Source organism: Flavobacterium sp. LC2016-01, from assembly GCF_009711135.1.
In the GTDB taxonomy this organism is placed as follows: Bacteria; Bacteroidota; Bacteroidia; order Flavobacteriales; family Flavobacteriaceae; genus Flavobacterium.
The window spans coordinates 715,165-727,740 of record NZ_WMIC01000001.1 but is presented as its reverse complement, the minus strand read 5'-3'; the positions used below and the strand labels follow the sequence as shown (position 1 = coordinate 727,740).

General features: G+C 32.4%; 11 protein-coding genes. All 11 read right to left on the bottom strand.

All coding sequences use genetic code 11. The annotated features are described in order from the left end of the window. Position 1: 1 nt before the first annotated feature. The 11 genes from GKZ88_RS03250 to bamD all read right to left on the bottom strand — a co-directional run bounded on the left by GKZ88_RS03250 (position 2) and on the right by bamD (position 12,445). Complete coding sequence (locus GKZ88_RS03250; RefSeq protein ID WP_155100958.1) at positions 2–1,393, bottom strand: RtcB family protein; 1,392 nt, start codon at positions 1,391–1,393, stop codon at positions 2–4. Positions 1,394–2,055: 662 nt separating this feature from the next. After that, positions 2,056–2,772 (bottom strand): response regulator transcription factor, encoded by a 717-nt coding sequence (locus GKZ88_RS03245; protein ID WP_026729443.1) that lies wholly within the window; start codon positions 2,770–2,772, stop codon positions 2,056–2,058. Between the two features lie 3 nt (positions 2,773–2,775). Further along, positions 2,776–4,362 carry a HAMP domain-containing sensor histidine kinase gene (locus tag GKZ88_RS03240; protein WP_155100957.1) on the bottom strand — a complete coding sequence of 529 codons (1,587 nt, stop codon included), beginning with the start codon at positions 4,360–4,362 and terminating at the stop codon, positions 2,776–2,778. A 59-nt stretch (positions 4,363–4,421) separates the two neighbouring features. Beyond that, positions 4,422–5,018, bottom strand: coding sequence for a dephospho-CoA kinase (gene coaE / locus GKZ88_RS03235; protein ID WP_155100956.1), 597 nt, complete (start codon positions 5,016–5,018; stop codon positions 4,422–4,424). Position 5,019: 1 nt separating this feature from the next. Then, positions 5,020–6,018 (bottom strand): glycosyltransferase, encoded by a 999-nt coding sequence (locus GKZ88_RS03230; RefSeq protein WP_155100955.1) that lies wholly within the window; start codon positions 6,016–6,018, stop codon positions 5,020–5,022. A gap of 125 nt (positions 6,019–6,143) precedes the next feature. Next, entirely contained in the window at positions 6,144–7,334 is a 1,191-nt protein-coding gene (fabV, locus tag GKZ88_RS03225; RefSeq protein ID WP_155100954.1) for an enoyl-ACP reductase FabV, read from the bottom strand. A 105-nt stretch (positions 7,335–7,439) separates the two neighbouring features. Beyond that, complete coding sequence (gene recN / locus GKZ88_RS03220; protein WP_155100953.1) at positions 7,440–9,092, bottom strand: DNA repair protein RecN; 1,653 nt, start codon at positions 9,090–9,092, stop codon at positions 7,440–7,442. 58 nt (positions 9,093–9,150) lie between these two features. Further along, positions 9,151–10,035 carry a DUF4835 family protein gene (locus tag GKZ88_RS03215; protein WP_155100952.1) on the bottom strand — a complete coding sequence of 295 codons (885 nt, stop codon included), beginning with the start codon at positions 10,033–10,035 and terminating at the stop codon, positions 9,151–9,153. Positions 10,036–10,101: 66 nt separating this feature from the next. Further along, positions 10,102–11,313, bottom strand: a complete 1,212-nt coding sequence (gene coaBC / locus GKZ88_RS03210; RefSeq protein ID WP_155100951.1) for a bifunctional phosphopantothenoylcysteine decarboxylase/phosphopantothenate--cysteine ligase CoaBC — start codon at positions 11,311–11,313, stop codon at positions 10,102–10,104. A 10-nt stretch (positions 11,314–11,323) separates the two neighbouring features. Next, positions 11,324–11,641, bottom strand: coding sequence for a DNA-directed RNA polymerase subunit omega (locus GKZ88_RS03205; protein WP_007807938.1), 318 nt, complete (start codon positions 11,639–11,641; stop codon positions 11,324–11,326). 9 nt (positions 11,642–11,650) lie between these two features. Next, on the bottom strand, positions 11,651–12,445 hold the full coding sequence (gene bamD, locus GKZ88_RS03200) for an outer membrane protein assembly factor BamD (protein WP_155100950.1): 795 nt from the start codon (positions 12,443–12,445) through the stop codon (positions 11,651–11,653). Positions 12,446–12,576: the final 131 nt, after the last annotated feature.

Here is a 12,576-nt window from a genome sequence, read left to right as displayed (position 1 = left end):
TTTAGCGGTCCATTCTAACAATCTTTGGTGTAAAAGTTCCCAGAACTTCAACTAGATCGGCTTGATTTGCCATCACTTTTGTAATGTCTTTGTAGGCCATTGGCGCTTCATCAATATTTCCCCCAATCAAGGTTACGTCATTAGCTTTCAAAACCTTTTTGATTTCGCTTTGCGTGAAAGTACTTTTACATTTTGCTCTCGAAAACAAACGTCCCGCACCATGTGAAGCTGAATTTAAGCTTTCAGCATTTCCTTTTCCTTTTACAATGTAACCCGGCGCAGTCATCGAACCCGGAATAATTCCCAATTGGCCTTTTCCTGCTGGGGTTGCACCTTTTCTGTGCACAATACATTCCTGACCGTTTACCATTTCTTTCCATGCAAAATTGTGATGATTTTCGATTGTTACCACTACCCTTTTCCCAATCGCTTTTGCAATTCGTCTGTGAATATCATCGTGACAAGCTTTCGCATATTCTCCGGCTAAATTCATCGCCAGCCAATATTCCTGTCCATCATGTGTATTCAAATCCAGCCAAGCCAAATGTTGCACATTTTTTGGTAATGGACATTGTTTTGTTGCCAAATAGGTATAATGCTTTGCAATATTTGCACCCAAACCGCGGGAACCACTATGTGAAAGAACAGCGAAATATTCGCCTTTTTCCAATTTCCATTCGTTCTCAGGATTTTCAATTTTTGCAATTCCAAATTCTACAAAATGATTTCCTCCGCCCGAGCTTCCTAATTGTTTGTAGGCTTTTGGCAAAAGATTTTTCAACAATGGAATATCTTGAAATTCGCTTTTATAAAACACTTCATGATCTACTCTTGAAGCATGCGTTTCATACATTCCAAACTTGGTATTGTCTTTTAAAATAGCTTCTAACTGATGCTCTCTTCCTTTAAAATGAGAAGCCGGCAAATCGAAAATTGAAAGACTCATTCGGCAACCAATATCTACTCCAACTCCGTATGGAATCACAGCGTTATCTGTTGCTAAAACCCCACCAATCGGCAATCCGTAGCCCGAATGTGCATCTGGCATTAAAGCTCCAGCTACTGAAACTGGCAGTTTCAACGAATCATACAATTGAAATTTTGCCTGCTGATCGATTTCATTTTCACCAAAAATGGTAAAAGGTGCTCTCGTTGTTTTAAGCTGATGCATTCTTACGTGAACTGGTTTTATCAAACCTTCTGCAACTTTTCCCCATGTTCCATTTCCTTCGTATTTTTCAGGATTTAGCAAAACATCTTTCGCTTCTGTTAGAATGGATTCCTTTTTTTCTCTTTTTCTATATCTGTTTATCTGCCCTAAGGCAATGTTTATTGAATTGTTCTTTGGAAAGCCTAATTTGATTAGGTCTTTTCCGGATAATTTATTTCCCATAAATTTTTTAATTATTCTTGTTGTTTTGCAAGCTGATACTTTCCAAAACCAAATCGTTTTGAATAAAACATAAGCGTGCGGCATCTTTTATCCTTTTGGATAAATAATAAAATCTATTATTCGGGAAAATTTGAAGTGTCTAGAATAAAAAAAGCCCGAAACTAAATGTCTTCGGGCTTTTTTATATATCTAAAAATGTATTTCTAAGATTGAAATAAGCCACGAAGAAGCGCTGCACCAAATCCGTTTGGTGTGAAGCTTTGTGATGTCGATGTAAGTACAAACATTTTTCTTCGTTTTTAAAGGGTTATTATTTTTTTCGTCTGCAAATATTCAGAATTGTTTTTTGATTTTCCAAATTTATTTTAGAGAAAATTCGTGTAAAAATAATTTAGATGGTATTAAAAAACTAAAAAAAATAGTATAGATAATTGAAAAACAAAGAGATAACATCAATAAAAACAAGATCATTTTTTTTCTCGTTTCCCATAATTACTTTACTACTTCATTGTTGACAAAGTTCATATTCATTCTTTGTCGAGCTACTCGCGAAGATTTCTCCTTCGTCGAAATGACAAGATTGCGCAGAAATTCTGTTTATCTTTAAACATAAAAAAAGCCCTGATTTCTCAGAGCTTTTATTTTATTTATAAGTGAATTTGTTATTCAGTTACTTTGCTTTTTACAACTAATCTGAAACCTTCTCCGTGAATGTTTAAGATCTCTACATCTTCATCTGCTTTTAGATATTTTCTAAGCTTAGCGATGTAAACGTCCATACTTCTTGAAGTAAAATAGTTATCATCTCTCCAGATTTTAGTTAAAGCTAATTCTCTTGGCATTAGATCATTTTCATGAAGAATCAGCATTTTAAGTAATTCGTTTTCTTTTGGAGACAATTTAATTGGTTCTTCATCTTGAAAAGTCAAGAATCTAAGTTTTGAATTTAAATGGAATTTACCAATATTAAACTCAAACTGAACTTGCTCCGCTTTATTATCCGCAGATTTTCTTTGAATAATCGCTTTAATTTTCATCAATAAAACCTCTGAATCAAAAGGTTTATTTAAATAATCGTCAGCACCAGCTTTATATCCTTTCAACACATCCTCTTTCATAGATTTTGCTGTCAAGAAAATAATTGGCACTTCACTGTTTTTTTCTCTAATTTCTTTGGCTAAAGTATAACCATCTTTATAAGGCATCATTACATCAAGAATACATAAATCATATACATCCTTCTTGAATTTTTCGAAACCTTCCATACCGTTTTTAGCTAAAGTAACTTCAAAGTCATTTAACATTAGATAATCTTTAAGAACTGCCCCAAAATTTAGGTCATCTTCTACTAAAAGTATTCTTTTGTTATTATTTTCCATATTTTAATTTATTAATGGTATTTTTATTATAAAGGTGCTACCTTTTCCTTTTTCGCTTTCTACATATACTTGACCATTGTGATCTTCTACTATTCTTTTTACATAAGCAAGACCCAGTCCGTGTCCTTTTACATTATGTAAGTCTCCTGTATGTTCTCTGTAAAACTTCTCAAAAACTCGCTTTTGAGCTATCTTACTCATACCAAGACCATTATCTTTTACTTTTATCAGAATCATGTCTTTTACATTTTCTGTAAAAATTTCAATCTCAGGAATATCCGGTGAATATTTTATTGCATTTTCTAAAATATTTACCAACACATTTGTAAAATGCACTTCATTTACCAAACACGTTGTTCTTGAGGCATTTAAGTGTTTCACTACTGTTCCGTTTCTATCCTCTAGAATCAGATTTACGTGCTCTATTGCATCATCAATAATATCATGAATTGCAGTTGGTTCTTTTGTAATATCCAATTCTCTTTTTTCTAATTTAGAAATACGAAGAACGTTTTCAACCTGCGCATGCATTCTTTTATTTTCATCCCTGATCATTTGCAGATATCGATAGACCTTTTCTTTATCTTCAATAACCTTCGGACTTTTAATCGCATCAAGGGCTAAATTTATAGTCGCAATTGGCGTCTTAAACTCATGCGTCATATTATTTATAAAATCTGTCTTAATTTCAGATATATGTTTTTGACGCAGCAACTGATTCAAAGCACTTGTGTATGCTATTATTATAATAAGCGTAAAAACAATAGATAATATTGTAATACTTAACAGCTCTGATAATAAAAATTTCTTTTTGTGTGGAAATGTAATGAATAACTCATATTTACTATTTCCTTCATTATCCGTATATATTGGCACATGATAACTTGCATCTTTATCGTAATGAAACCCATCCGATTTTACTTTTGTTGGCAAACCACTATTAAGAACACCAAATTCGAATTTGGTTTTTACGCCATATTCTTCTAATTCTTTCTTTAATAGTTTGTAAAGTTTGTCTTTTGTAATTCTGCCTTCAATAGGAGTCAGCGAAGCGATATCTTTGTATTGAATTTGCTGCTGTACTTTATTTAAGATATCTAAACTGCCTGATTTTTCAATTTTTAAATCAGGAATAATAGTCTGTCCTAAAGAATTATTATCAATACCATTATTATTGTTATAAACTTCAGTTACACGTTTTGAACTAAAATTCTTAAATCTTTCACTGCTGAATTTTTTATTAAAAAGCGATCCGCTTATATCATAATCTTCAGAAGTCAGCGTGTTAGAATATACGATTGTTTTATTTGTTTTTGTATTTCTCTGAACGTACAAAACCTCCAGTAAATCTTCTTTTTTAGGAATTTTACCAGTACTGTCTTTTATACGATTGTATTTATCATAAAAACTATACTCTTCTTGTTGCTCTAGTTTATCAGCAACATTTCCAATTACTTGAGTAACGTGGTATTTAAATTGTTCGTCATTATTTTTGAACGAAGAATTGAACCAAAATACTTGAACCAGAATTATCCCTATTAAGGACAAACTCATAAGCAAAACAAGTATTCTAAAAAATAATTTATTCATCGAAACAAAATTAATATTTTAACAATATACTAAATAATACATTAACCAAATATTAACATTTAAGACTGATTTTGTTTAATATTTAAAATTTTAAGAATTTTAACAACTTCTTCCTTAGCAATTTTAAGATTTACGTTATTAATAATAAAATTACTCTTCAAAATGCGATCTTCATCTTTCCATTGCATCTGCATCCTGCTTAAAACTTGTGCTCGAGTGGTATTATCACGTTTTAAGACTCTTTCAATTCTGACTTCCTCTGGAGCAGTAACTAGAATTATAAAATCGCAGTCTTTGTATCGGCCGCTTTCGAATAAAATTGCGGCTTCATAAATTACATATTCTTCATTTTTATGCTGTAAAATCCAAGATTCAAAATCTTCTTTTACTGCAGGATGTACAATTGCATTCAGCTTTGCTAATTCATCAGCATCATTAAATACAATTTCAGCCAGTTTTGCTCTATTTAAAACATTATTTTCAAAAAGCGATTCTCCAAATACTTTCTTTACTTTTTCAATAACTGCCTGAGACTGCATAACAGCTCTGGCTGCATCATCGGCAATATAAACGGAAACTCCCATTTCCTTGAAATAATTCGCAATAGTCGTTTTACCACTCCCTATTCCGCCCGTTAAGCCAATAACTTTTGTCATTTTAAACTTTAAAAAACATACGAGGAAACGCTTCTTGCGGTTTTCTCTTCAGAAGAATAACTTTTACATATGATTCTAAAAATCCTGTTCCGTAACCATAAAATTGTTTCCAAACCGCAATTACGGATAGATATCCAATTTTAATACTTTTATTTTGAATACTTGCTGTAAGAAAAATAATAACGAAATATACAAAATATAATTGTAATAAAATATCAATATTAAAAATTAACAATAAAAAAGCTAATAATAATCCGAACATGAAGAATGTTGGAAAGAAGAAAGTTAATTTATTATACTCTGGATACCAGCTGTTTAGTATTGGTCTTGCTATTCCAAATTTATGAACTTGAACAGAAAATTTCTCCCAGTCGATTCTACGTTTATGGTAAACATAAGCTTCTGAAAATAACCGAGTTTCAAAACCTAAATTCCACAAACGAATTGACAAATCAGGATCTTCTCCTGGGTGAATATTGCCAAAACCTTTTGAAATCTGAAACGCTTTTTTAGAAATCCCCATGTTGAAACTTCTTGGCTGAAACTTATTAATTTTCTCAGAACCACCGCGAATTCCACCCGTTGTCAAGAATGACGTCATTGCAAAGTTAATTGCTTTCTGAATACTTGAAAAGCTGTCTAATGCTTTATCTGGACCGCCAAAACAATCTACATATTCTTTATTCAACGCTTTTCTGACCTCGGTTAAATAATTGGAAGGAATGATGCAATCTGAATCAAAAATGATAAAATAATCACCGCGCGCTTTCTGCATTCCGAAATTTCTCGAATCTCCTGGACCAGAATTATCTTTAAAATAATACGAAATATTCAGCTTTCCCTGATAATTCATCACGACATCCTTACACGGAATCGAAGAACCGTCTTCAACAAGAACAATTTCAAATGGTTCATTATAATCAGATTTTGCAAGACTTTCTAAAAGTTCATCAACTTCATCTGGACGATTATACACGGGTATAATTAAAGAAAAAATCATAATGGAATATGCGGTATTAGAATGGCAATTTTTTAAATTTCAAAATTTTAACAAAGATAGGCTATATTCATAAAAAAACCATCAACTTTTGGTTGATGGTTTTCATTTTATATTTTTCAATATCCTTATTTGATACTTTCAATATCAACTACTTCATTTGCCTCTGCCTGATAATCAACTCCAGCAAATTCAAATCCGAATAAGTTTAGGAAATCATTTCTGTATCCAGCTAAATCGCCAATTTCTGGCAACGTTTCAGTTGTAGCTTCTAACCAAAGTTTCGCCACTTTTTCCTGAACATCATCTCTCATTTCCCAGTCATCAATTCTGATTCTTCCTTTTTCATCAACAGGAACTTCAGAACCGTTATATAATCTGTCTTGGAATAAACGCTGAATCTGCTCAATACATCCTTCATGAATTCCTTCTTCTTTCATAATTTTATATAAAAGAGAAATATACAATGGAATAACCGGAATTGCAGAACTTGCCTGAGTTACCAACGCTTTATTTACTGAAACATAAGCTTTTCCACCAATAGATGCTAAGCTGTCAGTAATTGTAAATGCAGTAGCCTCTAAATGATCTTTTGCACGTCCGATAGTACCTTTACGGTAAACCGCTTCAGTCAATGAAGGTCCGATGTAAGAATATGCAACTGTAGTTGCACCCTCAGCTAATAAATTTTCAGCTTTTAAAGCATCAATCCACATTGCCCAGTCTTCACCTCCCATAACCGCAACTGTATTTTCAATATCTTCCTCATTTGCAGGAGCGATTGAAACTTCAGAAACTTTTCCTGTATGAAAATCAACTGTTTTATTTGTAAACGTCTGTCCAATTGGTTTTAAAACCGAACGATGCGTAACACCTGTATTAGGGTTTGTACGCACTGGCGAAGCTAAACTGTAAATTATAAGATCTACTTGTCCTAAATCAGCTTTGATTAAATCTAACGTTTCTCTTTTTATTTCGTTTGAAAAAGCATCTCCATTGATACTTTTTGCATATAGACCTGCTTTATGAGCTTCTTTTTCAAATGCTGCAGAATTATACCAACCTGGTGAAGCCGTTTTTCCTTCAACTGGCGGTTTTTCAAAAAATACTCCAATCGTTGATGCATTAGATCCAAAAGCACTTGTAATTCTTGAAGCCAATCCGAAACCTGTTGACGCTCCAATAACCAATACTTTTTTAGCACCAGCAATTGATCCTTTTGATTTTACATATTCTATTTGATTTTTAACATTTTGCTCTGCTCCCGCTGGGTGGGCTGTCAAGCAAATAAAGCCTCTCATTCTAGGTTCTATAATCATATTTTCTTGTTTATTCGTTAATATAGCAATCGTCAGTTAAGACAATTGATTAACTTATTTACCTTTGTTTAATTCGTTTTTAGATGACAAATATAAAGTATTTCTTTAGTTCAACAAGGCTTTAGCATGATTTAAAGCCGAATCAGAAACAACTGCACCAGATAACATTTGAGCAATTTCGATAACTCTTTCGTCCTGAGACAAAAGCTTTAATTCTGATTGTGTGTCATCATCAACTGTTGATTTGAAAACTTTAAAATGAGAATCTCCTTTTGCCGCAATTTGAGGTAAATGCGTTATTGCAAAAATTTGCATCGATGTACTCATTTCTTTCATTATTTCGCCCATTCTAATAGCGATTTCTCCAGAAACACCTGTGTCAATTTCATCGAAAATTAACGTTGGAAGTTTTGAATATTGTGCCAAAATTGCTTTTACAGCCAGCATAATACGCGACATTTCTCCACCTGACGCCACTTTCTTAAGCAACCCGAAGTCGGTTCCTTTGTTTGCAGAAAATAAAAACTGCAGTTCGTCTTTACCATTTGAGAAATAGGTTTCAGATGGTAAGAGTTCAATATTAAAACGCACATTCGGCATTCCTAAAGTTTCTAAAATAGAAATCAGTTTATTCGATAAAACCGGAATTGCATTTGATCTATTTTGATGAATTGTTTCAGAAAAAGCATCTAATTCAATTACTTTCTGATCAATTATTTTTGATAATGAAGCTATCTCTTCTTCAATATTTCCTAATTCTAAAACCGTGTTGCTCAATTCGGCTTCAATTTGAATTAATTCCTCAACTGAAGATACTTGATGTTTCTTTTGAAGATTATAAATCAATTGCAATTTCTGACTGATCATTTCTAATTGGGCAGGATCATTCAATAATTTCTCTGAGCAATTTTGCAGTTCTTTTGAAACATCATCAAATTCAATCGTCAAACTTATAATTCTTTCAAAAAGATTTTGATATTCGGTCGAAAACGGAGCAATCTTCTGAAGTGTTGCTTTTACTTCATTTAAATTATGCAAAACACCAAATTGCTCTTCATTAGCAATTACTAACGATTTATCAATTGATTCTTTTATGATCTCAACATTATTTAATTTCTCAAAATCAGCCTCAAGTTCTGCTTGTTCTCCAGATTTTAGTTTAGCAGCAACCAATTCATTCAATAAAAAAGTATTGTATTCCTGTTCTTTTCCAGAATCACTCTGCTTTTTCAGCAATGCATTAAGTTTTGATTTATCTGATTTATATGTTTTTAATAATTTTTGATAATCTAAAATAACTTCTCCATTATTTGCAATAGCATCAATTATTTTAAACTGAACACTCTCATCTGACAATTCCTGAGTTTGCTGCTGTGAATGAATATCAATTAAAAACAGACTTAAATCTTGCAATTCCTGAAGATTTACCGGACTATCATTTATAAAAGCACGGGATTTTCCTGAAGGTAAAATTTCACGTCGGATGATGGTTTCATCTTCATAATCTAAATCATTTGCTTCAAAAAACTCTTTTAGATTGTATTTTGAAATTTCAAACTGTGCTTCAATTATACATTTTTCTTCTTTATTCTTTAAAGAAGTCAAATCGGCCCTTTTGCCTAAAACCAAGCCCAAAGCACCTAAGATAATCGATTTACCTGCTCCCGTTTCACCTGTAATTATTGAAAATCCTTTTGAAAAATCAATAGAAAGCTTTTCAATCAAAGCATAGTTTTTAATCGACAGAGAAGTAATCATAAAATAATTTGTAGCTAAAAGTTAATGAGAGAAAGCAAAAGTAAGACTAAAAAAGCAACTAAAACTTAATTTGCGACCATTTTGTACTATTCAATGGCGAAACTTTATTTAAAACATCGGTTAAATCTGTAACGGTAATACTCGGACCACCAGAAAAGATTGAAGTAATTTCATCTGATTTTGCATCAAAAAAGACTCTGGTCAAAAAGGCATTTGGTTTAACACTATTGAATTTTCCAATCAGCATTAAAGAAGCTTTGATTTTTTCTTTTGCCCCTTTTAGATCCTCACTCATAGTATCCAATCCTGAGTGATACATATATGTAACCTGACGCAAATCACTATACATTGGTGAAATCATATCTGTTATCAAATAATAACGATTTTGAATTCCGTCAGCCTGGCTCCAGCCTTTAAAACCGCCTTGCTGGGCAACATTTGCAATATTTTGAGCCGTTTGAAGATATTGATTTCCGGCGCCTAATTGAAATGTATCAGCATCCATCCCTAAAATCAAGTAACTATAAAAAGAAACGATAGAAACTAAATTAGACTCAAAAGTGGTTGGATTAAATAATAACGGTTCATATTCTGTATATCTAAAACTACAATCTTTATCGTTATAATTTAATACAGGAGAAGAATAAGTAGAATTAAAAATCAATCGTGAAGACTGTACCTGAATAGTTCCGGTAAACTGATCTGAATTGTTTGAAGACAATGTAATATACATCGAGCAGTTTATACGCTCATTCTGCTTCAGCACTGAGCCAGTCCAATCTGTTTTATTCACAAATTCTGACAATGAAGTCTGAAGCGTTTTAAAAACCTGCTGATTAGGATTTGGAAGTCTTTCAGTGTTAATAGTTACGATACAATTTAGCTGCTGTGCCTGAGTAAAGCTAAAAATTAAAAACATTAAAACTGTAACTGCTTTATTCATAAAAAAAGATTTGTGTTGATGTAAAATTGTTATTGATACTTTATCTTAAACTCAAAGAAAAGGCATTTATTTTGCAAAATGCAAAATCACTTTGTTTAAAATATCAACAGCAACAGACTCTTTTGATTTTAATTCCATAGGTTCGATTTTAAAATCTTTATCAATAAAAGTAACTTTATTGGTTTCTTTTTTAAAACCTGCACCTTCATCCTGCAAGGAATTAAGAACTATCAAATCTAAGTTTTTTTTCTGAATTTTCAGCTTCGCATTTTCAATTTCATTTTGAGTTTCCAAAGCAAAACCAATTAAAAACTGTTCTTTTTTTATTGCTCCTAATGATGCTAAAATATCTTTTGTTTTTTCAAGCTCAATTGAAAACTCCTCGGCCGCTTTTTTAATTTTTTGCAGTGCCACAACTTTAGGCTTATAATCTGCTACGGCGGCGGCGGCAATAGCCACATCAGTATCATTAAAATACAAATGACAAGCATCATACATTTCTTGCGCAGAAACTACATTTACAACTTCAATTAAACTATTTTTAACTTTAAAATGTGTTGGACCGGCCACTAAAATTACTTGCGCACCTAATTTTGCGGCTTCGTTTGCGATATCAAAACCCATCTTTCCAGAGGAATGATTTCCAATAAAACGTACAGGATCTATCGCTTCGTATGTTGGTCCGGCAGTAATAAGTATTTTTTTTCCTTTTAATGGAAGTTTGCTTTCTAAATCAGCTTCAAGAAAAGCGATTATGTTTTCAGGTTCAGCCATTCGGCCTTCACCAGATAAACCGCTTGCCAGCTCACCATTTTCAGCAGGAATCATTACGTTTCCAAACTGTTTTAAAGCCGCAAAACTTGATAAAGTCGAAGGATGTTTGTACATATCCAAATCCATCGCCGGAGCAAAATAGACTGGACATTTAGCCGATAAATAAGTTGCAATTAAAAGATTATCGCAGTTTCCTGTTGTCATTTTAGACAACGTGTTTGCAGTTGCCGGAGCAATTAGCATTAAATCAGCCCAAAGTGCCAGATCAACATGGTTGTTCCAGACAGCATCTTGATCATCTTCATTAAAGAAACTGGAATGTACAGGATTTTTTGACAAAGTAGATAACGTAAGCGGCGTTACAAAATCCTTAGAAGCAGGTGTCATTATCACTTGGACATGTGCACCTGCTTTTATAAAAAGTCGTACTAATGAGGCTGTTTTATAGGCTGCAATTCCACCAGAAACTCCCAGTAAAATTTTTTTCCCGTTTAAAACTGACATTTATACTATATTATTTGTTTGAACCTCTGTGGTACGTTTTACCGTCTAACCATTCTTGAACAGCTAAAGCGTGTGGTTTTGGTAATTTTTCGTAAAATTTAGAAACTTCAATTTGTTCTTTATTTTCAAAAACTTCTTCAAGACTATCATTATAAGTAGCAAACTCTTCTAATTTCTCAGTCAATTCTTTTTTGATTTCAGAATTAATCTGATTTGCTCTTTTAGCCATAATGGTAATTGCTTCATACACATTTCCTGTTGGCTCTTCAATAACAGTTTTATTGTATGTTATTGTATTTACAGGAGCATTCGTCTTTTTTAAATCCATGACTTTTTTTTATTTAGTATATTTTTGTAAATCAGTTTCAACACGGGCATTCATTTCGTCTGCCTCTTTTTTGTATTTTGTATCGCTTTTAAACTTAATTAAGTTGTTATAAGCCACTTTTGCAACATTTAAACGCTCTTCCATTTTTTGAGGAATACTGTTTATAGCCAATTTATATGCCGAATCATATTTATAAAACAGTGCATCTTCTTTAAATGGAGTTCCAGGGAAATCAGCAATAAAATTATCAAATGCAACTAAAGCTGATTTATAATCCGAAATTGTATTATAACCTTTAGCATTTTCGTATGCTTTTTTCTCCAATTTTCCGTTCAAAACCTTAACAGCTTCATTAGCCTGAGCAATGTATTCAGAATTAGGATAATTATCAATAAATGCTTGTAATTTCTCTAAAGCTTTTACTGTATCAGCCTGATCTAAACTGTAAACAGGAGCTAATTTTGAATAACTGTATGCACCTAAAAATGCTGCTTCCTGTACTTTTTCACTTCGCGGATAACCTGAAACAAAACTTTCGAATTGGTAACCAGCTAAATAATACTGACGCGTTTTATAGTAAGATTGTGAAAACATATAAAAAAGCTTTTCAGCCTGAGGCTTACCTCTATATGATGGCGCTAATTGCTCAAAAAGACGAATCGCTTTTGAATATTTGCCTGCATCGTACATTTTTGTTGCCATTTCAAATTTTGCTGCAACATCTTCATTTTTTAATACCTTTTGGTAATCACTACAAGAACAAAAAAGGACAACAACAATTAATAGAGATACTATTTTTTTCATTTTCTTACTTTTATTATGATTTCTTAGACAATTATGCCAAAGCAAAATCACACCGAAGTTCCGGTGGCAAATTTAGTTATTAATTTAGCTACTACAAAATATTTTTTTTGTATAATAAAATCGTGACAGTC

Bases quoted from the DNA above. Each gene is read 5' to 3' on its own strand.
- GKZ88_RS03250 (WP_155100958.1), bottom strand. From the start codon at position 1,393: ATGGGAAATAAATTATCCGGAAAAGACCTAATCAAATTAGGCTTTCCA.
- GKZ88_RS03245 (WP_026729443.1), bottom strand. From the start codon at position 2,772: ATGGAAAATAATAACAAAAGAATACTTTTAGTAGAAGATGACCTAAAT.
- GKZ88_RS03240 (WP_155100957.1), bottom strand. From the start codon at position 4,362: ATGAATAAATTATTTTTTAGAATACTTGTTTTGCTTATGAGTTTGTCC.
- coaE (WP_155100956.1), bottom strand. From the start codon at position 5,018: ATGACAAAAGTTATTGGCTTAACGGGCGGAATAGGGAGTGGTAAAACG.
- GKZ88_RS03230 (WP_155100955.1), bottom strand. From the start codon at position 6,018: ATGATTTTTTCTTTAATTATACCCGTGTATAATCGTCCAGATGAAGTT.
- fabV (WP_155100954.1), bottom strand. From the start codon at position 7,334: ATGATTATAGAACCTAGAATGAGAGGCTTTATTTGCTTGACAGCCCAC.
- recN (WP_155100953.1), bottom strand. From the start codon at position 9,092: ATGATTACTTCTCTGTCGATTAAAAACTATGCTTTGATTGAAAAGCTT.
- GKZ88_RS03215 (WP_155100952.1), bottom strand. From the start codon at position 10,035: ATGAATAAAGCAGTTACAGTTTTAATGTTTTTAATTTTTAGCTTTACT.
- coaBC (WP_155100951.1), bottom strand. From the start codon at position 11,313: ATGTCAGTTTTAAACGGGAAAAAAATTTTACTGGGAGTTTCTGGTGGA.
- GKZ88_RS03205 (WP_007807938.1), bottom strand. From the start codon at position 11,641: ATGGATTTAAAAAAGACGAATGCTCCTGTAAATACAATAACATACAAT.
- bamD (WP_155100950.1), bottom strand. From the start codon at position 12,445: ATGAAAAAAATAGTATCTCTATTAATTGTTGTTGTCCTTTTTTGTTCT.